At 43.6% G+C, this 26,170-nt stretch carries 23 protein-coding genes; 9 read left to right on the top strand and 14 right to left on the bottom strand.

The features are described from left to right. Both ACE5CV_RS08010 and ACE5CV_RS08015 read right to left on the bottom strand, forming a co-directional pair. Window positions 1–655: pseudouridine synthase (locus ACE5CV_RS08010; protein WP_374949646.1), on the bottom strand; the 655-nt coding region annotated here is incomplete at its 3' end. Continuing rightward, window positions 655–1,488 carry an MBL fold metallo-hydrolase gene (locus tag ACE5CV_RS08015; protein ID WP_374949647.1) on the bottom strand — a complete coding sequence of 278 codons (834 nt, stop codon included), beginning with the start codon at window positions 1,486–1,488 and terminating at the stop codon, window positions 655–657. The genes ACE5CV_RS08010 and ACE5CV_RS08015, both read right to left, overlap by 1 nt. 130 nt (window positions 1,489–1,618) lie before the next feature. Between ACE5CV_RS08015 and ACE5CV_RS08020 the strand changes: the two genes are divergently transcribed. Beyond that, the gene (locus ACE5CV_RS08020; protein WP_374949648.1) at window positions 1,619–5,509 is read left to right on the top strand and encodes a putative Ig domain-containing protein; all 3,891 of its coding nucleotides are present in this window, start codon (window positions 1,619–1,621) and stop codon (window positions 5,507–5,509) included. A 63-nt stretch (window positions 5,510–5,572) separates the two neighbouring features. Here the strand turns inward: ACE5CV_RS08020 and ACE5CV_RS08025 are convergent, their stop codons facing one another. The 3 genes from ACE5CV_RS08025 to ACE5CV_RS08035 all read right to left on the bottom strand — a co-directional run bounded on the left by ACE5CV_RS08025 (window position 5,573) and on the right by ACE5CV_RS08035 (window position 10,202). Beyond that, window positions 5,573–6,901, bottom strand: coding sequence for an OmpA family protein (locus ACE5CV_RS08025; RefSeq protein ID WP_374949649.1), 1,329 nt, complete (start codon window positions 6,899–6,901; stop codon window positions 5,573–5,575). A 286-nt stretch (window positions 6,902–7,187) separates the two neighbouring features. Beyond that, the gene (locus tag ACE5CV_RS08030; RefSeq protein ID WP_374949650.1) at window positions 7,188–9,593 is read right to left on the bottom strand and encodes a M1 family metallopeptidase; all 2,406 of its coding nucleotides are present in this window, start codon (window positions 9,591–9,593) and stop codon (window positions 7,188–7,190) included. Between the two features lie 30 nt (window positions 9,594–9,623). Then, a complete protein-coding gene (locus ACE5CV_RS08035; RefSeq protein WP_374949651.1) occupies window positions 9,624–10,202 on the bottom strand; it encodes a HupE/UreJ family protein in 579 nt (192 codons plus the stop codon). A 65-nt stretch (window positions 10,203–10,267) separates the two neighbouring features. Here ACE5CV_RS08035 and ACE5CV_RS08040 point away from each other — a divergent pair, with 65 nt between their 5' ends. Beyond that, window positions 10,268–10,792: a DUF6702 family protein gene (locus tag ACE5CV_RS08040; RefSeq protein ID WP_374949652.1), complete on the top strand. Its 525-nt coding sequence runs from the start codon at window positions 10,268–10,270 to the stop codon at window positions 10,790–10,792. A 204-nt stretch (window positions 10,793–10,996) separates the two neighbouring features. Further along, the gene (locus tag ACE5CV_RS08045; protein ID WP_374949653.1) at window positions 10,997–11,590 is read left to right on the top strand and encodes a sugar transferase; all 594 of its coding nucleotides are present in this window, start codon (window positions 10,997–10,999) and stop codon (window positions 11,588–11,590) included. A 7-nt stretch (window positions 11,591–11,597) separates the two neighbouring features. Here the strand turns inward: ACE5CV_RS08045 and ACE5CV_RS08050 are convergent, their stop codons facing one another. From ACE5CV_RS08050 to ACE5CV_RS08060, 3 genes are read right to left on the bottom strand one after another with little or no spacing between them, the layout of a single operon-like run. After that, the gene (locus ACE5CV_RS08050; RefSeq protein WP_374949654.1) at window positions 11,598–12,461 is read right to left on the bottom strand and encodes an SdiA-regulated domain-containing protein; all 864 of its coding nucleotides are present in this window, start codon (window positions 12,459–12,461) and stop codon (window positions 11,598–11,600) included. Between the two features lie 25 nt (window positions 12,462–12,486). After that, a complete protein-coding gene (gene ppk1, locus ACE5CV_RS08055; RefSeq protein WP_374949655.1) occupies window positions 12,487–14,520 on the bottom strand; it encodes a polyphosphate kinase 1 in 2,034 nt (677 codons plus the stop codon). An 11-nt stretch (window positions 14,521–14,531) separates the two neighbouring features. After that, window positions 14,532–15,797: a Pycsar system effector family protein gene (locus ACE5CV_RS08060; protein ID WP_374949656.1), complete on the bottom strand. Its 1,266-nt coding sequence runs from the start codon at window positions 15,795–15,797 to the stop codon at window positions 14,532–14,534. 105 nt (window positions 15,798–15,902) lie between these two features. On the opposite strand from ACE5CV_RS08060, the gene ACE5CV_RS08065 reads away from it, so the two are divergent. From ACE5CV_RS08065 to ACE5CV_RS08075, 3 genes are all read left to right on the top strand, one after another. Continuing rightward, complete coding sequence (locus ACE5CV_RS08065; protein ID WP_374949657.1) at window positions 15,903–16,556, top strand: phosphatase PAP2 family protein; 654 nt, start codon at window positions 15,903–15,905, stop codon at window positions 16,554–16,556. 90 nt (window positions 16,557–16,646) lie between these two features. Beyond that, window positions 16,647–17,789, top strand: coding sequence for a putative sensor domain DACNV-containing protein (locus tag ACE5CV_RS08070; protein WP_374949658.1), 1,143 nt, complete (start codon window positions 16,647–16,649; stop codon window positions 17,787–17,789). Between the two features lie 41 nt (window positions 17,790–17,830). Next, window positions 17,831–20,209 (top strand): GAF domain-containing protein, encoded by a 2,379-nt coding sequence (locus tag ACE5CV_RS08075; protein ID WP_374949659.1) that lies wholly within the window; start codon window positions 17,831–17,833, stop codon window positions 20,207–20,209. Here the strand turns inward: ACE5CV_RS08075 and ACE5CV_RS08080 are convergent. The 4 genes from ACE5CV_RS08080 to ACE5CV_RS08095 all read right to left on the bottom strand — a co-directional run bounded on the left by ACE5CV_RS08080 (window position 20,206) and on the right by ACE5CV_RS08095 (window position 23,098). Beyond that, window positions 20,206–20,490 (bottom strand): GNAT family N-acetyltransferase, encoded by a 285-nt coding sequence (locus ACE5CV_RS08080; RefSeq protein WP_374949660.1) that lies wholly within the window; start codon window positions 20,488–20,490, stop codon window positions 20,206–20,208. The genes ACE5CV_RS08075 and ACE5CV_RS08080 overlap by 4 nt on opposite strands. A 111-nt stretch (window positions 20,491–20,601) precedes the next feature. After that, window positions 20,602–21,240: an alpha/beta hydrolase gene (locus tag ACE5CV_RS08085; protein ID WP_374949661.1), complete on the bottom strand. Its 639-nt coding sequence runs from the start codon at window positions 21,238–21,240 to the stop codon at window positions 20,602–20,604. A 4-nt stretch (window positions 21,241–21,244) separates the two neighbouring features. Then, a complete protein-coding gene (locus ACE5CV_RS08090) occupies window positions 21,245–22,180 on the bottom strand; it encodes a ring-cleaving dioxygenase (protein ID WP_374949662.1) in 936 nt (311 codons plus the stop codon). A gap of 336 nt (window positions 22,181–22,516) precedes the next feature. Continuing rightward, a complete protein-coding gene (locus ACE5CV_RS08095; RefSeq protein WP_374949663.1) occupies window positions 22,517–23,098 on the bottom strand; it encodes a Crp/Fnr family transcriptional regulator in 582 nt (193 codons plus the stop codon). Between the two features lie 82 nt (window positions 23,099–23,180). On the opposite strand from ACE5CV_RS08095, the gene ACE5CV_RS08100 reads away from it, so the two are divergent. The 3 genes from ACE5CV_RS08100 (at window position 23,181) to ACE5CV_RS08110 (ending at window position 24,654) form a co-directional block, all read left to right on the top strand. Continuing rightward, complete coding sequence (locus ACE5CV_RS08100) at window positions 23,181–23,981, top strand: NIPSNAP family protein (protein WP_374949664.1); 801 nt, start codon at window positions 23,181–23,183, stop codon at window positions 23,979–23,981. A 64-nt stretch (window positions 23,982–24,045) separates the two neighbouring features. Then, window positions 24,046–24,303: a hypothetical protein gene (locus tag ACE5CV_RS08105; protein WP_374949665.1), complete on the top strand. Its 258-nt coding sequence runs from the start codon at window positions 24,046–24,048 to the stop codon at window positions 24,301–24,303. Between the two features lie 21 nt (window positions 24,304–24,324). Beyond that, complete coding sequence (locus tag ACE5CV_RS08110) at window positions 24,325–24,654, top strand: phosphoribosylpyrophosphate synthetase (protein ID WP_374949666.1); 330 nt, start codon at window positions 24,325–24,327, stop codon at window positions 24,652–24,654. Between the two features lie 60 nt (window positions 24,655–24,714). Here ACE5CV_RS08110 and ACE5CV_RS08115 read toward each other — a convergent pair whose 3' ends face one another. After that, window positions 24,715–25,572, bottom strand: coding sequence for an RNA polymerase sigma factor RpoD/SigA (locus ACE5CV_RS08115; RefSeq protein ID WP_374949667.1), 858 nt, complete (start codon window positions 25,570–25,572; stop codon window positions 24,715–24,717). Window positions 25,573–25,810: 238 nt separating this feature from the next. Beyond that, window positions 25,811–26,170, bottom strand: a 360-nt coding sequence (locus ACE5CV_RS08120) for a GH25 family lysozyme (protein ID WP_374949668.1), incomplete at its 5' end; no start/stop codon positions are given.

Genomic DNA, 26,170 nt, shown 5'->3' on the forward strand with positions numbered 1-26,170 from the left:
CACGTACAAACTCTGGCTGTAAAGGTGCAATTACAGTTACCTGATCCATGGTGACCGGATGCGTAAACGATAACTCTGAAGCATGCAAAAACATGGTATCCAGCTCCCAGGTTTGTTTAAATAGTTTGTTTTGTTTGTTGCAGCCGTGTGTCCGGTCGCCGATGATGGGGTGAAAAATATGCGCAAAGTGTTTCCTTAGCTGATGCATCCTGCCGGTTTCCGGCGCGGCTTCAACCAATGAGTATCTCGACGTATCGTGCTTACCTAAAGGCACATTTACTTCGGACCTTTTTAAAGTTTTATAACGTGTTAATGCATCCTGCAGGGTACCGTTTTCTTTCCGTAGCGGATAATCTATCTCTTCAGTATCCGGCGTGTACCCGCGTACTATGGCCAGGTAACGCTTTTTCACCTGATTTTCCATAAACGCCTGCTGCATGGCAACCTCTGTAGGTTTATCGAAGGCAAAAAGCAATACGCCGCCTGTTTTTCGGTCAATGCGATGTGCAGGATTAACTTTCTTTCCTATCTGATCGCGCAACAGTTGCAGGGCAAATTCTTCTGCATCCGCAGCTATCGACGATCGGTGTACGAGCAGCCCGTGCGGTTTGTTAATAGCAATAAGGTGCTCGTCCTGGTAAAGTATATCCAGCATCAACTTAGCACAAATTGAAACTGACCGGTGATTTGATTGACTAAATCCAGCGTCGCCGCTACTTCGGCCAACGGATCAATACAGTAAACAGGGCTTTCCTGATATCTCGATGCTACGCTTACATGTGTATCACCGGCGTGCTCAGCAAAAAGTTGTTGTGCCAACTCGGGGTTGTTATTATCTTTTGATAAGTGGGCAAGCAGCACATGGCTCATAAAGCTTGGCTTATGAGCTTTAAATAGTTCTACCGCCTGCCTGTTAGACAAATGCCCTTTACCACCCCGAATGCGCCTTTTTAGATAAAAGGGATATCTGCCCTGTTCAAGCATATCTTCATCATAATTAGCTTCCAAAAAAACCGCATGGCATTGTGCGAAATGGCGGATCAGATGCTCGCACGGGGCACCTATATCTGTAAATACGCCGATGCGGATGTCGCCATTAGTAATCATAAAGCTGTGCGGCTCTACGGCATCATGATGCTTAGGGAACCCGGTGATCTGCAGATTGCCGATTTGCACGGGCAGATATGATTTAAGCTGATAACACAACTCTTTTGGCACATCGCCGCAATGGTGCACTGTGCCATCGGTAATGTAAACAGGTAACCGATATTTTTTGGCAAGAACCGCGAGGCCGCGGATATGGTCTGAATGCTCGTGAGAAACGAATATGGCCTTAATCTTTTGCATTGGCAAACCCAAGCGGGCCATACGCTTTTCGGTTTCGCGGCAGGATATACCTGCATCAACAAGCACTGCTTCGTGCTCGTTGCCAACATAATAGCAATTGCCGTTACTCCCCGAATTCAATGACGCAATAAACACCGGCATAGCTTGCAAAGTAACACATTTTAAGGAAAATGAAAAAGCCGGTAGCTTACTATTTACTAACTTTTATTTAAAGATACTGCAAAAATATCTACCTTAGTTAACCTTCTGACGACCGATATACCGCAACACTGTGCTTAAGTCTAAATTTCGGAAACTGCTTTTATTGCTATCCACAGCCGCTACTTCGTGCGTGCATACATTTGGGCAAGCACCGGTTATCAGCTACCAAACTCCGTCTGATTATAAAGTTGGTCGCCCAATTGATGCATTAACTCCGTCTAATTCTGGTGGATCCGTATCCGCTGTTAAATACGGAACCCTAAGTGCGTTTGCCGGAAGCGGTTTATCAGGACAAATGAATGGAACAGGAGCAGCGGCAAGTTTCAAATCACCAATCGGATTAGCAAAAGATAACGCAGGTAATTTATATGTGGCTGATCGTGACAACTACTTAGTCAGAAAAATCGCCCCTGATGGCACAGTGAGCCGTTATGCGGGCGACAATAGCTTTGTAAATGCCGGTGGGCCTCCAGCATTGACAGAACTATATGCACCATTAACTTTAGCCGCCGATAATGCCAACAACATCTACATAGGCCTGACTAATACTCATAATATCAAAAAAGCCACACCGGGTGTTTCACTTACTACCGGCTTTGCGGGGGCTGGTATAAGTGGATATGCTGACGGTACCGGCCCTGCTGCTCGCTTCAATCTAATCAATGCGGTTCGTTTAGATAATGATGGCAATCTGATAATTGCAGATGGCGCTAACAACCGCATTCGTAAAGTAACGCCTGCCGGTGTTGTGAATACTTTTGCCGGAACCGGCCAGCGAACCCCAATTGTAAATGGCGCAGCAAACGTAGCCACATTTGACAATCCGCTTGCAATTGCCATTGATAGGGATGGTAATATATACGTTGGCGAAGCGAGTAAGATCAGAAAGATAACTCCTGCCGGAACAGTGAGCACCTTTGCAGGAACAAATAGTACAGGTGACCAGGATGGGCCTATCGCTACAGCCAATTTTAACAAGATAACTGGGATGTGTTTTGATGCAAACGGAACACTATATGTTGCCGACAATGGAAACAATAAGATAAAAAGAATATCAGTAAGCGGACTAGTGACTACAATTGTTGCACGAGACGCAACGCACGCAGACTTTAGCGTTAATGACATCATTATAAATAACGATAGTTACTTATACGCATCAGATCAGCAGCATTTTGTAGTAAGGAAGATAAATTTATCAGGATATATTATAGATAAACCCTTACCGGTAGGTTTAACATTCAATGATCTAACGGGCGAAATTACCGGTACCCCAACAGTTATTTCTCCTGCTACCGTCTATACCATTATTGCACAAAACGCCTTTGGTTTTAGTACGGCATCATTAACCATTAAGGTTGACGACAATAGCGCGCCGGCAAATACGGCACCGATTATCAGCTACCAAACTCCGCAGATTTTTGTTGTGGGTACACCTGTAGATTTGCCCGTTTTAAATACCGGCGGCGCCGTCCCGTCCGGCGGGTTCACCATTAGCACCCCTTTGCCAGCGGGTTTGAATTTAAATGCCGATGACGGCAGGATAAGCGGTACGCCAACAGCGCCATCGCCGGCCACTATTTACACAGTAACTGCAACCGGTATCGTGGGGCAAAGCCAGGCAACAATTAACATCAAAGTTAATGCAGCGCCGCCTGCTGTTGTTACCGCACCGGTCATCAGTTATGAAACACCAAAAACTTATCCGCCTAACCAACCCATCCCTCCTCTGCTACCAACCAATACCGGGGGCGTTGTTAGGCGCTATTCTATTGGATTGGTAAATAACTTTGCAGGCACGGGCGAGAGCGGCCGCACCAACGGACCTAAGAATTCCGCCCGGTTCGACGCCCCTTTCCAGTTGGCCCGTAACAACACAGGCGATTATTACATTGCCGATCTTAATAATTTTGCAATCCGCAAGTTAACCGCCGCCGGCATTATAAGCACTTATGCCGGCATGAATGGCCCGGGCGATACCAACGGCCCGGCTAATGCTTCAACGTTTAGGTCGCCTCGGGGCATTGCTGTGGACAAAGCAGGAAATGTTTACGTAGCCGATAACTTTGCTATCCGTAAAATTACTCCGGTAGGCGTAGTGTCCACATTAGCCGGTGGTACTACAGCAGGTTATGTTGACGGAACAGGTGCCGCTGCGCAATTTGACGGTGCGGTAAGCCTTGCAATAGATCAGTCGGACAATTTATACGTTGCCGACTTTAATAACTTGCTGATTAGAAAGGTGACGCCGGCTGGCGTAGTGACCACACTTGCTGGGAACCGCAGCCGCGGGCACCTTAACGGTCAAGGAAATGCGGCTACATTCGACGGGCCGGCCGGGTTAACCATCGATGCAACAGGTAACCTTTATGTGGCGGACTATCTTACTATTCGCAAAATTAACCCTGGCGGGCTGGTAACTACTATAGCAGGTAACGGCACACAAAAGGTAATAGACGGGCCGGCAATGTCGGCAAGTTTTGGCATCGCTTCCGGCATAGCGCTTAATTCTCTTGGCGATATTTACGTTTTAGATACCGGTAACGACGTTCCTAACGAAAGCAGCGACGTATTGCGGCTAATAGATAAAGACGGCACTGTATCAACCGTTAGCCTGGTAACGGCCGGCGGCTCCGGGGCATCACTTTTACAACCTTTGGGTATAATTACCGACGCTGATGGTGTGCTTTACATCAGCGGCAACAACAATTATATTCAGACGGTATCTTTCGATAAATATACGATCGATAAACCGCTGCCTGCCGGTTTAAGTTTTGACGAGTTTACAGGGGCTATAAGTGGCACGCCTACAGTTTTATCTCCGCCAACAAACTACACTGTTACTGCAAGTAACAGTGGTGGCAGCAGCAGTTATACTGTCAATATACAAATCAAGGTGACGGGTACACTTACGCCTACCATAATTACATTCCCAAATTTTACATTTGGCGGCACCTGGGATAGTAACTATAATATCGACCTGAAGATCACCAGCAATAACAACGAAACACCTATTATTATTACCAGCAGCAACCCTGCAGTCGCCACAATCAATCCTGATGGCACGATGCATGTTGTTAGAGAAGGCCTGGTAACCATTACAGCTACACAAGCAGGCAATGCAAATTTCAGCGCGGCCGTACCGGTATCCCAAAGTGTTTTGATCGGCAAAGACGATCAGGTCATTACCTTCCCTATTATTGCGGACAAAGCAGTTTGTGATGCAGATTTTTCGGCAGGCATTACCAGTACAGGAATTATTTTACCAATTCAATATACCAGCAGCAATAACGCGGTAGCTACTATATCTTCGGCAGGTATCATCCATATTTTAGGGCCAGGCACTACAACTATAACAGCATCGCAACCTGATGCAGAACTTTACAATGCGGCCGTACCAGTGTCAAGGCTTTTAACGGTTATTGCAACCGCTCAACCTCCAATTAATATAACCGCTACATCGACAACTATTTATGAGGGAGAAAGTATAACGTTCACTGTAATGGAAACTAACGCCGACATTACAACCAACTACCAATGGCAAATAAACGGAATTGACGCTGGCGTTAACAGTCCAACTTATACCACTACCCAATTGCGAAATAACGACCGGGTAACATGTGTAGTTACTACAAACCTGGCTTGTACCACACCAGTTACGAGTGAAGCATTAATTATAACAGTATCAAAACCGGTAACTGCTATCATTCCACCTAATACTTTTACACCTAACAATGATGGTGTTAACGACACCTGGAGCATACCCGCACTATCTCTTTACCCAACAAGCCAGGTAAGTATTTATAACCGGAACGGCACGTTGTTGCTCCAATCTACCGGCTACAACAAAGCATGGGATGGCAATTACAAAGGCAGGCAGTTACCTGCAGGTGTATATTATTATATTATTGATACCAACGGCGCTGCAGGTAAAATATCGGGGAGTGTAACCATTGTAAGGTAAGAATGGCCAATAAAAAAGGGGATGGTGCGTTACACCATCCCCTTTTCTTATCATTGTTTATGCTTACAATAAAGTAAACTCAACGCGTCTGTTTTGCTGGCGGCCTGCAGCTGTTTTATTAGATGCTATTGGTTGGTTTGGACCGTAACCTGTAGCCTCAATCCTTGATGCATTAGCACCTTGCGATACTAAGTAAGCTTTAACAGCTTCTGCCCTATCTTTAGATAATCTTAAGTTAAGCTCCATGCTACCAGTGTTATCAGTATGGCCCGCAAGTTTCAAACTAAAGTTTTTCTCAACTAGCAATCCTGCCACGCGGTTCAAAGTTTCGTAAGACCTTTCTTTGATAGTTGCTTTACCTAAGTCAAATTCCAGGTTTTTAATTGCTTCACCTACAACTTTACGATCAGCCTCGGTGATAATAACCCTTTCGGTAACTACTGGTTTAGGAACTACAAGCGGACATCCTGCGCCATCTACTTTTGTGTTTGCAACAGTTCCCGGGCATTTGTCAAACTTGTTAGCAACGCCATCCATGTCATCATCGGCCAGGTCTTTCATATACTGTTCCTGATCTCTTAAGCGGTTTTGTTCAGCAATCAAAAGCATTCTTCTCAAGTCAGCACTTTCAGCTGCGCTTTCTTCCCTTATGGCAGCAATTGCGCTGAAGTTTTGAAGCTGTGACGAGTTTTTCTTGCCCAATGCAATTTCGATACCTGCGTGAGCGTAAGAGAACTTATCGTTTCCACCGCTACGAACACCATCAAAGTTGGTTGTCTTCATGAAATAAACTGAATAGCCTAAGTCAATGTTGATAACGCGTGATAATCCAATTTTAAAACCGGCACCAACAGGTATAAACCAGTTGCCGTTATAATCGGTATTGGCACCTGCGGGTACATTACGTACGTTCGCGCTTGATGACATGTAACCTGCACCAGCTGTTAAATAAGGTGAAAGTGCATTGCGCTTGTGGTTTAAACTTAAGTTTGCAACGGTGAAATTACCGCTTAAAGATGCAGACCAATCAATACGTGTTTGAAAAGCGCTGTTTTCTTGAGCAGCACTGCCCGAAGGCAACGAATTTGCACGGATACCTTGCACTTTACCGGCAAGGAAATCAGCCTGGATACCAAAGCTTGGTAAAATTTGTTTTTTGATGTAACCACCGTAACCCCATTTTTCTTGTGGCTTGCGGAAATCGCCATTGCTTTCACCATTGAAAATGGTATAAGGTGTAAGTAAACCTCCGTTTAAGCCTATTGACCACGTACGGAAACTTCTTTTTTCGAAACGTGCTACGGTATCGGTACCGTTGCTTTGAGCGAATGCTGTGGCAGAGAACCCTGCCAGAGATAATGTTAACGCTAATTTAGTAATGTTAGATTTCATGTAAATACAAATTTGAGTACAAAACCAACATTTGTTGGTTGCCCCCATTGCCCAATTACATTGCCACCATTTAAAATTAATGTTAGATAGATGTTAAAACATTGATTTGAAGCTTTGTAAGTTTTTTAACTGGAAGTTTTAAATTTTATTACAAACGATCAAATATGTCCAATAAAATATACAGTTTATGATTAGAAGTAATGTCAGGATTAGCAAAAAGCATTTGCAAATAAAAGAAAAGGCCCGGCTGCAAACAGTCGGGCCTTTAATGTTTCGAGTAAGGCTTTTACTTCGATGAAGAAACTTGCATTGGATTAACGCCGGTAGATTGTCCGCGTACAGGCCCTGCCGCAGCCATTTTTTGTTTAAACAGCTGGAACTTAGATGGCTCCGGCAATTTACCCCAGTAGTTATTACTCTCGTCTATATCCGCGGTTTCGCGCATCGGATCGAGCTTGATGGAGGCAACTTCTTTGTTCTGGATGTAAAATTTAGTTACCGAACGCTCATTTAAGCGCCACACCTGCGCCGGGATCCTGTCGATTTGTTTAGTACCGTCTTTATAAGTGAACTCAACAATAATTGGCATTACCAATCCTCCTTTATTGCTAAAGGTAAGCTCGTAAAAATATTTGTTAGCATACTTTGCCTTGTCAGCGTCGGTGGGCTGATCAATAGACATTGCTTGAGCAGCAGGCTGGTTTTTCATAATCGCGGCAAATTTGTTACTATCTACCCCTACAAGGCCACGATCATATTTCCAGTAAAAGTCCTGCGTAGCAGTGTCACGATCGGTCTGGAAACGAATGTTTTTATCAGTTCGGTTACGAACTTTCGACAGATCTTCGAAATTGTTTACTGCCGGCGGCGCAACTTTCGGCGGGCCGTTTTGCCTGCGTTGGTTTGGCAACTTACCATCCAGGTCGGCTTTAGCATATTTAACAGAATCTAAAGAAATATCAACAGGGTCCGTTCCGTAGAACCAACCTCTCCAAAACCAGTCCAGATCCTCTCCGCTTGCATCTTCCATTGTGCGGAAAAGGTCTGCAGGCGTTGGGTGCTTAAATGCCCAGCGGCGCGAATATTCTTTAAACGCATAATCAAACAACTTACGGCCCATGATAGATTCGCGTAGGATGTTGAGCGCGGTTGCTGGTTTAGAATAAGCATTCGGTCCAAACCTAACAATGTTCTCAGAGTTGGTCATCACCGGCTCCAGTTCATTTTTAGGCAGTTTCATATAATCGACAATAGTGTACGCTGCTCCTTTTTTACTTGGGAATTTGTTATCCCATAATTCTTCGGTAAGATATTCAACAAATGAGTTTAAGCCTTCGTCCATCCATGTCCATTGGCGCTCATCGCTGTTTACGATCATAGGGAAAAAGTTATGGCCAACTTCGTGGATTACTACACCGATCATACCGTTCTTAGTGCTCTCACTATAAGTACCATCCTTTTCGGTACGGCCATAGTTAAAGCAGATCATTGGGTATTCCATGCCGTTGGATGCTTCCACCGATTGCGCAACCGGATAAGGGTATGGGAACGTAAAATCAGAATAGGTTTTAACCGTGTGAGCTACTAAACGGGTTGAGTATTTGTTGTATAAATTGTAGGCTTCCTTACCGTAAAAGCTCATGCACATTACGTTTTTTCCGGTTACATTCTGTCCCATACCATCCCATATGAATTTGCGAGAAGAGCCGAAAGCGAAGTCGCGTACATTATTAGCCTGGAACACCCATGTTTTTTTCCCTGGAGCAGGTGCTTTTTCAGCTTTTTTTGCTTCGGCAAGAGTTACGATCTCGACCGGGGCAGCAGCAGTTTTAGCACGATTGTATCGCGCTAAACGCTCCGGGCTTAATACTGCGCTGTAATTGATGCATTCGCCGGTACCTCCAACTATGTGGTCTGACGGTACAGTGATCTGCACATGGAAGTTACCGAATGTAAGCGCGAATTCGCCCCGGCCCGTAAACTGATGGTTTTGCCAGCCCTGAAAATCACTGTAAACACAAAGGCGCGGATACCATTGGGTCATGGTAAACAGGTAATTCCCATCCTCAGGGAAATATTCATAGCCGCCACGGCCGCCAAAAGTAAGCCGATCAGTTATTTTGTAGTTCCAATCCAGGTTAAAGATAAACTGACCACCCGGTTTTAGTGGCGTAGGCAAATCTATTCTCATCATTGTCTTGTTAATGGTATAGTTTAGCTTTTTACCGGTCGCGTCGGTCAGTTTGGTGATCATATCCCCAAGCCCGTTATCTACATCTCCGTTACGACCTTCAGACCGGTCGATATTTTGCGTTGTAGAAAACCGCGGCATAGTTGAGCTGCTTTGGTAGTTGGCATTGTTTAGGGTGTTGTGCTGATTTTCATCCAACTGAAGCCAGATGTAAGTAAGCGGATCCGGCGAGTTATTAAAATAGGTAACCGTTTCACTGCCAATAAGCTTCAGGTTCTTTTCGTCAAGCTCGCATTTAATGTTATAATCAGCACGTTGTTGCCAATACTTTACACCTGGTGCTCCGCTGGCAGTACGTTGTTCGTTTGGCGTGTTCAGTATGGTGCCTAACTGCTCAAACTTATTGCCGTGGTTACTACCCGGATTATTTTGAATGTCCTGGGCTATAGCACCGCAGATTATCCCTGCCGAAAATAAAACGCTGGTAAAAATTCGCTTCATATTATAGTTAGTTAAAAATCAAATTTAATGTTAAAAAGGTAATCTTTCAAATGCCATTTGTACCGATAAAGCAAACACTCCGGCCGATAAAAAAAACACCCAATCGCGGCGTTTTACTTTAAGATATTGAATAAACAACATTGCCAGCGCTAAGATGATCGCTACCACCGTGATCTGCCCGGCTTCCAACCCAATGTTGAAGCTAAACAGTCCCATTCCTATAGATTGATCTTTGGCCAACATAATGCGGATGGAATTGGCGAACCCCATCCCATGGATCAGACCGAAGCCAAGCGCCAGATAATAGTTTATTTTTGCACTGCCTTCTTTTTTATCGACTTGTAGAATATTGTTCAACGCAGTGATAAAAATTGTACATGGTATCAAAAACTCTACCCATTTGCTGGAAAACCTGATGACATCCAGCACGCTTAAGGCCAGTGTTAGCGAATGCCCAATAGTAAATGCTGTAATCAGTATAAGTACCTGCCTTAAATTTTTAAATGTATAAACTGATGCCAGCGCCAGTATAAACAGCTGATGATCTAAAGCGTCGGCACTTATAATATGCTTCCAACCCAGAGCAAAATAAAAAACAAAGTCCGACATAATAATATGGGCGTTGAAAGCGTAAATTTAACACGTTTTTAATACCGACAAAACTCAGATACTATATGGCCGCTTTTTTAGGTAAATCGTTATTATTTTGTTACACCTTGTTGCTTTGGCCCGTTGCTTTCAAGCCAGCCACGGCTGGTTTCCATCCCCTACATGTAAGCACTACTGATGTTAGTTTTAATGCCCAGGACGGCCAGCTTGAGGTTATTTGCACCATTTTTACCGACGATTTTGAGGTGGCGATAGCAAAGCAATTTCATACAAAAGCCGATCTGAGCAAACCTGAAATGCATGCGGCCATGGATATATTTGTCAAAAATTATGTGAACAGCCATTTGCAGCTTAAAACCACATCAGCTTCATTGCCGCTCAATTACGTTGGTTACGAGATCAATCGTGAAGCGGTAAATGTTTACCTTGAATCAGCAAAAATAGTTGCGCCAAAAAAAATTGATGCTGAAGTAAGCCTTCTTCAAAACGTTTACGACGATCAATTAAATATTGTACACATGACAGTGGCCGGCAACCGCAAAAGCGCCAAGCTTGATTACCCGGCAAAGCGGGTAATCCAAACCTTTTAAAAAGTTTATTCGAATACAGCGTATTACCCAACTATTAAATTTCGTGATTAGCTGTAAAATATGAATATTTGTACACTTTTTAGCAAGACAATACGATAACTAAAAGGTAAGCTTTGACTATCATAGTTGTGCAACAATACCATTCTGCTCAAGAGCGGTCATTTTTTAAACCTACTTTTGATAGCCGGATGTTTAATTATACACATGAACAGAAGCCGTACTTTAAAACGAATATTTGACATTATTGTCAGCCTGACTGTTATCGTACTCGTACTATCGTGGCTGTTACCTATCTTAGTTGTATTAATTAAATTGGAGTCTGCCGGGCCTGGCATATTTAAACAGGAGCGCTCTGGCCGCAATAATAAACCTTTTTGGTGCTATAAATTCCGCAGCATGCGGGTTAATAACCTCGCGGTACAGGCTACAAAAGGCGATTACCGTACAACCAAAATTGGTGCATTTATGCGCCGCACCAGTATGGATGAGCTTCCGCAGTTTTTTAATGTATTATTTGGCGAGATGAGCATTGTAGGCCCGCGCCCCCATATGCTAAAGCATACTGAAGAATACAGCCTTATCATCGACCAGTATATGGACCGGCACTATCTAAGACCGGGAATCACCGGATGGGCACAGGTCAACGGATATCGCGGAGAGATAAAGGATCATGACCAGATCGTCAAACGGGTGGAACATGACATGTGGTACATCGAGAACTGGACGGTTACCGGTGATATAAATATCATCATCAACACCTTTATAAGCGTAATTAAAGGCGACGAAAACGCTTACTGATACCGTATTACTTAGCCTGCGCGTATTTAAACATCAAGATATTTCCATTATTAATATCGTTCCCTTCGTTAGATATGTACAGGTTTCCCTGTTTATCAAACGCAATTCCTTCGGGCTGCAAAAAGGCGTTCGGCTTTAACGATATAGTCTGTTTAATGTTAAAATTTTCATCGGCTATAATCAATAGCCTGTTTACCGATGATAGGATATACCATTGTTTGTTAAAAGGGTTTTTAGCAAGTGCTGATGGACGGAATTTCATTTTATGTTTACCTGCCGACAATTCGGCAATCTTTTTCACATCCAGCTGAAATTCACCCGCGGGGCTTATATCGTCATTTGCAGATACATTAAAAATAAATCCGCCACTCTCCTTGGATTTTTTTTCGGCACTCTGCTTAAGCAGTACATAAAGTTTATTGGCCGGCTGGTCGGCAAACATACCCTCATATTCGCCGGCTGGTAAAAGATCTTTAAACTCCTTTACATCTGTTAGTTTGCCGGTATTTACCTGGTTTAAGCTGGCACTAAAAATTTTTCCATCGCTTCGGAGCACTACAATGCGGCCGCCAATCACGGCGATGTCTTCATAATCGCCATGTTTGCCAAAGGTCACCGGCATTATCTTTTTATCCCCCGGGCGGAATGCATAAATGTTTCCATCTTCATCCTGCTCTGCATAAACACGCGAGGCATCGCCGTTATTAAACGCAATACCGGAAATTTCGAGCAGTTCTGTTGGCATCGGATATTTAACGGGTTTGCTCAGGTCATACCCGGCAGGCCCATAAGGAACGCTTTTTTGAGACTGGCTGCAGGATGAGCCGATAATGCCGATAACTAAAAGGGAGAATATGGTAATTTTTTTCATAATGATAAGTAATTACTACAAAGCCCTAATTGTTTAGGAAAGCATAAATTTCTTTTTGCGACTGTACTTTTTCGCCTTGCGTTTGCGGGTGTAACTGGTTTAATTCATCATCGAGTAGCACTGCCTGCACGTTATCCTGTAGTTGCAGATTGATCATCTGCAGCAGCTGATCTTTGATCTCGTTATCATAAACAGGGAAACAAACTTCTATTCGATTATAAATGTTACGGTTCATCCAGTCGGCCGAGCCGAGATAAACCTCTGTTTGATTATTGTTAACGAAAACAAATACCCGCCCGTGCTCCAGATACCTGTCTACAATACGCCGGATACTGATGTTTTCGCTTAAACCTTTTATACCAGGAACCAGGCAGCAAATACTCCTTATAATCAGCTGTATTTTGACGCCGGCTTGTGATGCCTGGTACAGCTTATCTATCAATACACGCTCTTCAAGGTTGTTCAATTTTATAGTAATGCCCGATGGTAAACCGGCAACAGCATTACTTATCTCCCTATCAATCAATTCTAAAAACCGCTGTTGCAGGTTAAACTGTGCAACCAACAAGTGCTTAAAATTCATTTGATTGATTGCTGATGGCTTCTCGCGCCGTGCCAGAAAAATGAATAGCAATTCTACCTCACGCAACAAATCTGGATTAGTGGTTAGCAGAACATGGTCGGTATAAAATTTAGCTGTACCCTCATTAAAGTTACCTGTAGCCAATAAGCCCGAATATTGCAGCCTGTTGCCGTTGCGGGTTTTTACCAAAGCTATTTTGGCATGCACCTTTAGTGCAGTAACGCTGTAAATGATCTGCACACCAGCGCTCTTCATCTTTTTTGCCCATTTAAGATTATTAGCCTCATCAAAACGGGCTTTAAGCTCTACCACTACCCTTACCTGCTTTCCGTTGCGGGCAGCGCTTATCAAAGCATTAACAATCCTCGAATCGCTTGCTACGCGGTACAGCGTTATATATATCTCTTCTACATCCGGATTGTTGGCAGCTTCGTTAAAAAACCGCAGAATGGTTTCGTACGATTGATAAGGGGTGTTCACCAGTATATCTTTGCCAGCAATAGCATCTGCCAGCGGTGCTGTGGTGGCAGGCATATGTGCTGTAATAGCCGGCCACTTCTCAAACTGTAAAGCAGTCTCCTTAACCGGAAAAAAAACAAAGTCCTTTAAATTATGGTAATGCCCGCCTTGTATGGTCGTGGCATTTTGCAAATCGAGATATTGGACAATAAGCTGTAAAATACGCAGGGGCATATCTGCCTGATGCAAAAAGCGCGTGGCCAGTCCAAAATCGCGCTTGTTCAGCTGCACTTCTATTTGATCAGAAAGTTCGCCCGGGTATTCGTCCTTTAGGTCAAGTTCTGCATCGCGGGTTATTTTAATGCTGTAGCAGTTAACCACCGTAGCATCTTTAAATAACTGATTAAGATTAAACCTAACAATGTCGTCTAAAAACAGGATCACCTGGGTTTCCGCGTCCGTTACTGAAAAAAAGCGTGGCAACTCGTTAGAAGGAATATTGAGCAGCACCAAACTTTCTTCATCATTCTGCATAAGCTGTACTACATAGTAAAGCCTGTTATTTTCAGGGAAGAAATCAGTTTTATCATTCAACGGCACAGGCTGCAAAAAAGCCAGCACTTCTGTAAAATAGTAACGCCTTACCTGGTTGGTAAGTTGGGGTGGCAAAGGTTCGTTGTACAGCAAATGGATATTAGCTGCCCGCAACTCCGGCAAAATTTGAGTAGTTAGCAGCCTGCCAAACTTTTGCTGTTGTGCAAGAACCATCCGGCCGGCGCGATCTAAAATATCCGCCTGTTCTGCAGAGTCAATAGCACTGTCTTTTTTTTCACCAACTTTTTTAAGGGCACGCAATACAGGGATCCGCACCCGGTAAAATTCGTCAAGGTTTGATGAGTATATCGACAGGAACTTGATACGCTCTATTAGCGGCACCTGCTGGTTGCCCGCTTCGTCAAGCACACGGTCATTAAAGGTTAACCAGCTAAGGTCCCTGTTAAAATATTGAGGTTGCATATTAACCTGATTTATTTATTACTAAATAATGCCGAAGCTATGATGAACGCTATAACCGCCCCAATAAGCCCAAACATAAAGATATTGTAAGCAATGCGCAGCAACCGGTATTTTTTACCTAATACTACTCCTTGTGCATAAACATCCTTTATAAGGCTATCATATAAAAAGTCTGTTTCGTGCATCATTTTAGTCATACCGTAGGCATATTCATCTAGACCCATCCTGTAAAAATTACCGAAGAACAGCAGGTTCACGTTTTTTTGATCAACATCGTTACGTGTAAATGTACCAGAAGGTATAGAAGGGCGTGTGGCCAGAATAGAAAAGGTCATTGCGAACAGGCTTACGCAAAGCAATATAAAGGTAGGTATGGTTAGATATTCGTACTCGCCCAGTCTGCGTAACAACAAGCTGATAATTGCCGACAGTATAATGGAATTGACCGTTATCATGATATGGGCCTTGTTGTCGGCCATATCACTTAGCCGCTGATGGTTTGCCGAGCTGATCCTGAACATGGTTTGCACACCCTTGTCCTGTTTTATCGCTTTTTCTTTTTTTACTTTTTCAGTTTTTGATTCTGTCTCCGGTAGTTGGGTGGCTAAAGCACTGTAATCCATTAGCAGTTCGGGTTGGTTTGCGTCGGGCCCGGCATTATTTGCTTCGTCCTTTTTAATTTTAGCATCTACCTTTTCCTGCAATTTCTCCATATTTTTTTGCTTGGTATTATCAAGCAGCACCTGGCAATAGTCGGTGTGATAATGATGCGATTTCAAGAACGCAATGCTTTTTAATCGCCAATCCTGCTTGCTAATCTCCACATTATGAATGGCCTCTATCTCTTTATGCAATAGTTTATCTTTATCAAAAAATTCATCTGTACCCAGGTTGAACAGGTCGGCATCGCATAAGATCTGCTCTATAAGTACTTTTGGCGATTGTGGCATTTTGGTAGCCATAATACAGTTGTGGATCTCAGTAGCTATAGCATCGTCCACCCCATGTTCCTTTAAAAATTCTTCTGCTATCTTAGCACTTTCGTCTTCATGATTAGCAATATCCACCATGTAGCCAAGATCATGGAACCAGGCTGCAGCCATAGTGATGAAGAAGTCGCGGTCATTTAACTGGTAATGGTTGGCTATCTGGGTGGCCTTGCCAGCCATATAAATAGTGTGTTGCTCAGAGTGGTAGTAAAGGTTTGGGTTACGATTAAGTTTGCAATACTCCAGGGCAAAATCATTAACCTGTTTTAATACGTGTTGATAGTTCATGCTTTTGTTTTGGCAGATTTTAAAACAATATAGTTAACGCTTTATTATGATATGGTGTTATCAAAATTAATACTGTTTACTTTGCGTATAAATATAAAAATTAAAATGTTTAGCAGGACATTTATGAAAAATGGTGTGATAGCCGTTTTACTACACTTGTTAATTATACTACCTTTTTTTGCCGCGGCGCAGGATAGCATTGCTGTTAATGATACTTTGAGTTTCCGGCTGCGGATGCAACGTTTCGATGATAATGTTATGTTGGATATCGCGTCGCACCGTACGCCAAAACAAACTAAGGTGATGCTTTTTTTATCCCGCTCGTTAGACTACGGCAACTTAGGCGTGCCGGCCGCGCTTTTAATTGGTGGTGTTATCCGTAACGATGCGCAGATGCGCCAGAACGCATTATACGTTGCCAGCAGCACGGCAATAACTGCCGGCACAACCTTATTGCTGAAAACCCTTTTTAAACGGCGCAGGCCCTTTATTCAGAATTTGAAGATCGTTGCCGTTTATGATCCCTTAAGTACATCCTTCCCCTCAGGGCACTCGTCGTCAAGTTTTTCAACGGCAACTGCTTTGTCCAGCGCTTATCCTAAATGGTATGTTGTGGGCCCGGCCATGCTATGGGCCGGCTCTGTTGCTTACTCCCGTGCCTACCTGGGTGTACACTATATGTCTGATGTTTTATTTGGGTCGTCGTTAGGTGGTGGTACAGCTATCTTAATGCGTTCTATCAAAAACAAAAGGTTATAACAATCATCATCTTAGCTACGTCATAAAGAATATTTTGGCAGTCGTAATGCGTAGCTTTTAATTATTATTGTATAAAATTAAAAAATATCGATGTTATCCGAACCTACCTACCTTCCGGCTCGTATGGTGGCTCCTACCATCGAGGCGCATTTCAAGAAGCATTTATCATCGGTAAGTTCGCTTGCATCTGATAAATTGGCCACTGCACCGGCCGCAGATATTATCGAGGCGGTGATAGACATTGCGTTTTGGGCAAGTTTACGCCGTGAAGAAGGCCACTCGCCTACCGTGTCGCTGGCGTTGCTGCAGCCGCAACAGTCGGACCAGCCATTAATATTTGGGCAAAAATTACGCTTTACCCCGCAAAACCTGATTAAACTTGCCCCAGCTGTTGAACAGCCTGGTATTCACCTTGGCGTTTGGCCGGAAGGCGACGATCTTTTTATCTGGGGGACCACGCATAGTATCCCCGCTATTTGCTTCGTGCTAGAAGTAATAGAACCGGGCTTGCTGGTAATCAAACACCGGCGGGTAGGCGGCTTTGGTAAATTTGTGAACATTGCCGTGCTGCAAGGCGACCAGATAAAGGTTTTAGATGAAGTGACCATGGGTATTGCCGACTGCCCATCCCTCCTGTCGTCGTTAGAGAATATGCCTCTGCCATCATCAATAGGCGAAAGCTTTAACGTGTTGGTACAGCTGGCAGCATCTATGCGGGTACATAAACGCGGTGGGCTGGTGCTAATTGTACCACGGAAAGATTCCAACTGGGAAGAATCAATTGTGCGGCCTATTAAATACCCGGTAACGCCTGCTTACAGTGCCATAGCAGATCTGATGGCGCTACGCGATCAGCAAAAGGATAAACTAGAATGGCAGGAAGACCTGCTGGAGGCGATTGACCTCATCGGTGGTTTCACTGCGGTAGATGGTGCAACCATCATCACAAAACAATATGACCTTTTGGCCTTTGGCGTCAAAGTTGGCCGACCGGAGAACAGTGCGCCCGTTGGCCAGATCATTTTTACCGAACCGGTTGCCGAAGGTAAGGCGGTAAAAATGCATCCGGCGCAAAGCGGAGGCACAAGGCATTTGGCAGCTGCACAGTTTGTAAACGATCAACGGGAGGCGGTAGCGCTTGTTGCATCGCAAGACGGACAGTTCACCGTTTTTGCATGGTCGGCGCAGTTAAATATGGTGCATGCACACCGTATAGATGTTCTACTGTTATAATAATTGATTTAAATCCGATATAAATCGCCGCTCTACAAAGTATGAATCTGAACAGATTTTTAAATACACCGTTTACCCTTTGCATCTCTTTCCATAAACTGATTGAGCATTATGAGTATGTAGCCGCTAATGAAACCGGCTATCGTGCCGTACAGGCTAACGAGATTTTGAAAGCAATTGCGCCGCACCCCGATCTTCGGGAAGGGATTGCTGATTTTGAAGTGCTTGAAGAAAAACTGGAGCCTATAAAACTCCTGGTGTCCGACCTCTTTCCGCCTGCATTGACGGAAAACGAAATCAAAGCGATAACGGTCCCCTTTCAAGACTTTTTATTTAATCCTACCAATCGCTTTAAAAAAATACTCAACAATGCCGGGCCTAAATTTGACATTGGCATTCGCGATTTTACAGAACATCAGCTTTATGTATTGAGTTGTTGCCTGATACTGCAGGACCATTACGAACAGGCTTTCGATTTTTCGAAGCCATTTTTTTATGACATCCCTACGGCTGCAGGGGTAATGAAGCATTATCGCATTTTATATAATGCCGATTTTATGGAAATACTACCTACAGAGCAATCAGTAAAATTAACACAAGAGGATATCGACCTGCTGCGTGATAATTTTGACGACCTGGAACTTTGGAAAAGGTATTTCCCGCAGGGAAGCTGGACTATGAAAGGCTTCGCGCTGATCACGCTGTTTGACGCTACGGTCGAAAACGCTGTATCCACCTTAAAAGGCAGTTTGTTGAGTACACCCACTCATGACGTTTACGAAGATATCCTGATGGTATTCCGCTCGATATACCGGCTGCCAAACTTGAAAGTGGGTTTTACCACCTTTAATCCGGACGAAAATAAATTTGGGCTGGCTACTTTTAATGCCAAACTTAAAAGCTACCTGCTATCCGGAGAAGAGGAAGAGGTTTGCGCCAACATGATGTGCGTGCAGGAGTTTGCCGACCTGGTGGATAAGAAAACCTACTTTACCGTTTCTGATGTAAAAAAATATCTGGAAAAGGAACCTGATAACGTTCTGGCCCAACGTTTTTATGATGAGGGTGTACAAAGCTTTATCCTGGCCCCGGTTGTAAAGAACGGTAATTTGCTTGGGGTAATTGAATTGGTATCTGATAAACCTTACGAGCTGAACAGTATCAACGCTAACCAACTGGAGATTGTAATGCCGTTTATTACAGATACCATCGACAGGCAATATGCGTACATGATCAACCAGATACGTGCGGTTATCCAAAAAGAATACACAACCATTCACCCGAGCGTTTACTGGAAATTTCAGCGCGAGGCCTTAAAATACATCGACCTTCACCGTCAGGATAAAGAGTATAGCTTAAAGGAAATCACTTTCAGAGATGTTTACGCACTTTACGGCCAGATAGACATCAAGGGATCGTCGGACACCAGGAATATGAGTGTACAGCTCGATCTGGAAGATCAGCTTAATGCGCTTGTTCCCTTGCTGGAAACACTGCAGCCACACTTTGGAAATGATTTGCCTTCCGAAAGAATTGAACGGTTACGCAACATGGCTACCCAACTGCATTTACCTTTACGGGCCGATACCGAGCAGATCATCCAGAATTACCTGAGCACGCATATCGACCCGCTGCTTAAAAATGCGGCAGCACAAAAGCATGCGCTTAGTGCCGAAATCAATGCCTACCTGGTTGAAACAGGGCAAACCGGCGAATTTCATGAGCACCGCAAAATGTATGAAACTACTGTAGCGATCATCAACGAAAAGATGTCAATAATGTTGGATAAGTGGGAGCATAAAATCCAGGCAGAATTTCCTCACTATTACGAACGCTTTAAAACAGACGGCGTAGAGCATAACCTGTACATCGGGCAATCCATCACCCCTAACCGGATCTTTAGTATGGATGACCTTTATAATTTGCGTTTATGGCAGATACAGGTGCTTTGCCAGATGGAGTATGAACATAACCGCATCAAAGAGTCGCTGCCTTACCCGCTGGATGTAACTACACTGATCCTGGCATTTAGCCAACCCTTATCTATCCGTTTCAGAATGGACGAGAAGCGCTTTGATATTGATGGCACTTACAATGCAAGGTTCGAAATGGTTAAAAAACGTATTGATAAAGCGTTTATTAAAAACACGCGGGAACGTGTTACTGCAACCGGCAAACTTACTATTGTGTACACCACGGCCGAAGAGGAGTTGGAGTACCGTCGTTATATCCGTTTCCTGCAATCTAAAAAGATGCTGCATGAGGGTATAGACATGATTGAAGTTGAGGACCTTCAGGGAGTATCGGGCTTAAAGGCCCTGCGTGTGAAGATCTGTTATGACATATTGCCCGAGCGTAAACGTTACACTTATCAGCAAATGATTGATGACATTAAAGACAATGTGTACCTAACCTCTTAAGCAAGCAACCGCTCCCACTCGGGGTGGCGTTTTAAATAACTTTGGATATAGCTGCATAACGGTACCAGCTTAAGGTTATTTTCTTCTAAGTATTTGAAGGTCTTCTCTACCATAACCTCTGCCACACCCTGTCCCTGTAATTCGGTGGGTACCTCGGTATGTACCAGGTACATCTTGCCATCTTTAGTTTTGTAGTCGATGAAGGCGCGTTCCCCATCTACAAACATTTCAAAATTGTGGATGCTTTCATTATTTGTAACCTGTAGTCCCTGTAAATCCATGTCTATAAAATATTAGTTATTTAAGCGATAATAGAACGGATTGTTTGTAATTAGTGATGGAAAAAGCAGGACACCGCTTTAGGCGCCCTGTTTTTATTTCCTCGAGTCAAATTAATGATGGTTCTGCGAATCGAACACGATTTGATTCGCCAGTTTCAATTCCTCCATACTGATAGTGTGTGGCCTGCCGGGATAAACTTTTAAAGTAACATCGGCATTCATTTTGGTGAGTATCGATACACTTTCCTCTACTCTGCTTAAAGGGACATGCAGGTCGGGATTGCCGGTGGCTATGAATATGGGCGTGCCGCCAAAATCGCCGGTATAATTTTTTAAATCAAGTTCGGCACCAATTAAGCCGCCGGTAAATGCAGCTGCACCACCAAACTGTTTTGCGTTGCGGGCAATGTACTCAAGCGTTAAACAAGCCCCCTGTGAAAAGCCTGTAAAAAAGATTTTGCTGGCAGCAAATCCGTCACTTATTGCAATTTGCACTGTTTGCTCAATCAACTCGATGGCTGAATCTAGTGCCGGCTGATTATCGGCAACAGGATTCATAAAACTATATGGATACCAACTGTTATTGGTAGCCTGTGGTGCATAAACGGCCATATCCGCAACGTTTATGTGACCGGCCAGGCCCATTATATCTTCTGCTGAAGCACCCCTGCCATGTAGCATAATAAGTGCAGCATTTGCACTGGCAACGGGTTGGCCGCCAGTGCGTATTTGTTTGCTGTGTGTATACATAGTATTAAACTAATTTTGGCAATGTGCTTTCTAAACTTGCGCGGTGCTGCTCATACTGTGGAGGTAATTTAAGGTGCTCACCGAGGCTCTCAACCGGTTCATCAACGCTGAAGCCGGGGTTATCTGTAGCGATCTCGAACAACACGCCACCCGGCTCGCGGAAGTATAACGAATAAAAATAATTCCGGTCAATCTTGTCGGTGATGTGCAGGCCCAGCGCAGCTATCTTCTCACGGTATTGCATCAGCACCTCTTCGTTTTTCACCCTAAAGGCCACATGGTGTACAGACCCGCCCGCTACATGGCCTGCAACTTCTCCAGCCACCTCAACCAAATCTACTATATTGGCATTTTCAACTGCGTCGGTTATGAAACGATAGCGGTTTACGTGCTGTTCCAGTAACCGGTAACCAAATACATTAATAAGAATATCCGCCGTTGGCTGCATTTTATTAGTAGTAATGGTTACGTTGTAAAAGCCCCTGGTGGCGTTCTCCGCTTTGATCTCATCGGTTTCCCAAGGCAAGCGATCATCTGCGGCCTTACCGGCAATCAACTCCAGTTTTAATCCGTCCGGATCTAATACAGTTAGGTATTGCTCGCCAAACTTATCGGCAACCTTGTTATAGATCACGTTATGTTTCTCGAACCTGTCTATCCAAAAACCGAAGCTGTTTTCGGGTACGGAGTAACCGATCTCGGTAGCCTGCCTTGCGCCTCGCTTTCCCGAGCTAATGTTCTCCCATGGGAAAAATGTAAGGATGGTTCCTGGTGTGCCCTGTTTATCTCCGTAATAAAGGTGATACGTTTCAGGGTCGTCAAAATTTACCGTTTTCTTGACCATCCGCTGGCCTAATATTTTTGTATAGAAATTATAATTGCGTTTTGCGTTGCCTGCAATTGCAGTGATATGGTGTATTCCGTTTACTGATGTTTCCATGATCTGTTTTCCTTTTGTTTTGATATAACAAAGGTAGCTGCAAACGGCCGGCAGCCCAATAATGTACATTAACCTTAAAACTTAATGTAGGTTAAGATTGAAGTTTTTATTAGCCGTTTTAATATTCAAATGGGCGTCCGGCAATTGCCTTAAAAAAATGAACAAAGGTTAACAAAGGTTTACACTTTTTTTGGGAAAATGGCTTAATAAACTGATATACAACAATTTAAAAAAAATTGGGTTAACATAAAAATTGCGTTTTCCGTCCTCCGAAATCAGCAATTATCAGGTATTTTTTGATACGATCTGATATCCTACAGGCTAACCTAAATCCTTCTATTTAATGATCGTGTTGTTGAGCATTTTGCTTAAAAACTCAGGCGTAACCCCTATGTAAGAGGCAACTTGCTTTTGCGGAAGCGTTTTTATAAGGGATGGATACAATTTGCAAAACACACTGTACCGTTCCATAGCGTTCAGGGTAATGTTATCTACCTGCCGGTGCTGATAGCTGGCAATAGCATTCTGGCCCAACAAACGGTTAAAGCGCTCAAATTTAGGAATGGCAGCGTTCAGTTCCTCAAAATCGGGCTTGTTAAAATAAATGTACTCACTATCTTCAATAGCATCTATGTTAAGCCGGGCAGGTTTGGCATTTATAAAGCTGAGCATATCGGTTATCCACCAACCAGCCGGGGCAAACTGTAACACGTGTTCGGTTCCGTTGGCATCTACCGCATAGCTGCGCAGGCAACCTGCCGTTACAAATAGTATGCGCGAGCTTACTTCGCCCTGCTCCAGCACAAACTGTTTGCGCCGCACTTTTTTAAAGTGCATGGCATCGGTGACACGGTCAATCTCGTCCGGCATCAAGGCTACATATTTGGCAATGCCGGCAAGCAAGAGGCTATTATCCATATCTGTTGCAAGTATATAAAATTGGTGCTGTAAAATTAAATGCAGGGCAATTGCCTATATTAGCCCATATTAAAAACCATTTATGAAAAGACGTTCATTTGTACGGTCAACCGTAATTGGCGGCGCCGCCGCAACCATAATTCCTGCTGTTACAAACGCTATGCAAAATCAAAATGCTGCCCCCGCTCATGCCGAGTTTTACGAGCTGCGCGTGTACACTTTAAAGGATGCCACGCAGCAAACATTGGTTGAAGAGTATTATAAAAATACCGCTATCGCGGCACTTAACCGTCTCGGGGTAAAAAACATAGGCGTTTTTACTGAGTTAAAACCGGCCGGCCAAAGCAAACTATATATATTAGCCACTTACCGCAACCTCGAACACGTTAATTTTGTAGCGGAGCGTTTAAACGCCGATAACGCTTACTTAAAAGCGGGCGCCGCATATCTTAATGCGCCGGCCTCGGCACCCGCATACGAGCGGATAGAAAGCTCTGTGATGAAGGCATTTAAACACAGCCCTGTTTTGGCTGTGCCTACGAAAAAGGATCGTATTTTTGAACTGCGGCAGTACCAAAGCGCCAGTGAAGCGGCAGGTCAAAAAAAGATAGAGATGTTTAATGACCAGGGGGAGATCGATATTTTCAAGCGACTGGAATTTAACCCGGTTTTTTGGGGCGAAACCATTATAGGCCCGCTTAGGCCGAACTTAACCTATATGGTTACTTTTGATGACCTGGCAGCTAAAGATGCACACTGGAAAGCTTTTGGCGGCGACCCGCAGTGGAAAAAGATCAGCTCGGTACCGGAGTATGCAGATGCCCTGTTGGTGAACAAAATAACATCTACATTGCTGGTACCGACCACTTACTCGCAGATATAATTACCGCCATTTTATGTAGTTTGACAAATTTGATAAATTGCGCCCCTTATCATACTGAGAAATAATGCAAGACCCATTTGACATATTGGTAAACGGAACGGTTTACTCCGTGTTCCCCGAAGAGGATAACGTTTACGCTATTTTTAAAGCCGGCGTGGAGTTTGGTAAAATAGAAAAAGACACAGAAAATGTGTGGCTAAAGCTTGACCCGGAAACCGAAATGCCCATGTTTGACAATGACCCCGAGGTTGACAAGATTGGCCAGGCCATTGCCACCTACGTGCCCGAAGAGGAAGATGACGAGGACGAAGAAATTGAATGACACTAAAACCACCTACCTATCATGAAACAAAAATTTCATTACGCAACTGTTACCGAGGCTATAAACAAATTAAGAGAGCAGGGTTTTAATTTAGATTTTAACCTTGCTGAAAACCAGCTTAAGTCGGGTGAGCACGCCTACCCTGCCAACGAGTTTGAGATTGTAGACCAGTACAGATATGAAGGTCCGTCAGATCCGGCGGATGAAGCCACTGTTTACGCGCTTGCATCTCCGGCTGGTCAGAAAGGTATTTTGGTAACCGGATATGGTTACTCAACCGACAAAGAATCAGAGGAAACGCTTAAACAGCTCCATTATAAGTACCTGGAAAAAGATAGACAGGCAGAATAATAAAAAAGGCCGACTTTTAAATAAAAAGTCGGCCTTTTTGTAAGAACATATTCCTTTAGATTACAAATATGATTGCAAAAGGTTAGCTCTTGAATTTTGGCGTAAACGCATCAACGCTTTGTCTTTTATCTGGCGAACACGCTCGCGGGTAAGGCTGTACTTTTCGCCAATCTCTTCTAACGAATGAGCGGCATTATTATTCAAGCCAAAAAACAGTACGATAACCTCGCGGTCACGTTCGGCTAAAATGCCTAATGAACGTTTAATCTCCTGTGTAAGTGAATCGATCATCAGGTCATTATCTGTACCTGCATCACTGCTTTGCAATACATCCAGCAAAGTATTTTCCTCACCTGTAATAAACGGCGCGTCAACAGAAATCTGCCTGCCCGCATTTGATAAAGAGTCGGCAATCTTTTCGGTAGTGGTTTCCAGGTCATCAGCCAATTCTTCAGGAGTCGGCTGGCGCTCATACATCTGCTCTAATTTTGAAGCTGCCTTATGTATCTTACTTAATGAACCTATCTGGTTAAGTGGCAAGCGCACAATACGTGATTGCTCAGCAACAGCAGATAATATAGATTGACGGATCCACCAAACGGCATATGAAATAAATTTAAAGCCTTTAGTTTCATCAAAACGTTTAGCCGCTTTAATCAGGCCTAAATTACCTTCGTTGATCAGGTCGCCAAGGGTAAGACCTTGATTTTGATATTGTTTTGCAACAGACACCACAAAACGAAGGTTGGTTTTTGTTAAACGCTCCAATGCAGCCTGGTCACCCTCGCGGATCTTTTGCGCCAGGATAACTTCCTCCTGTGCGGTTATCAGGTCTACCTTCCCTATCTCTGTTAAATACTTGTCTAACGATTGTGATTCGCGGTTGGTAATCGATTGGGAAATTTTTAGTTGTCTCATGAATATGAAAAAAATTAAACCAGCAGCCAATAGTAAACAACTAATTGACAGCTAAGTGTACGTTTTAAATAAAGCTGTGTAAAAAATGCGTATAAAAAGATGCTTTATGCGAAAGCGCTATTTGCGGGCGATCAGTTAGCTTATATGCCAAACTATTTGCGCGTAATATGTTGTTTTTATCGATGCACAAAAATAAGAAAAGAAATGTAGTTGCTTTGTAATTTAATTATATTTATTATTAGCGCACTAACAACCGTTCGAATGCCAGGCTATCGCCGCTAAATACATTAAAATCAACTACATGGTTAACTCCGCTTACCTTCGCCCTGTCGGAATGTTGCCAGAATTGCCAGCTCAAATGTCCACCGGTTTTTAGTTCCGATTGGTAATAATGTGCAATCCACAACGGATATCCGTCAAAATAACCCGCTAAGTAATCTTTGTAAAAACTAATATTAGTATAAATAATAGGCTTTACGTGTGTTTTGTTTTGTACCGTTTTTAAAAATGCTCTTAATTCTTTGCGCATGTCCTCGGGCGATGTACCATCCAACCTTTCAATATCTGCAACCGCCGGCAAATCGCCACTTTCCATTTT

The organism is Mucilaginibacter sp. (assembly GCF_964263795.1).
Taxonomy (GTDB): domain Bacteria; phylum Bacteroidota; class Bacteroidia; order Sphingobacteriales; family Sphingobacteriaceae; genus Mucilaginibacter.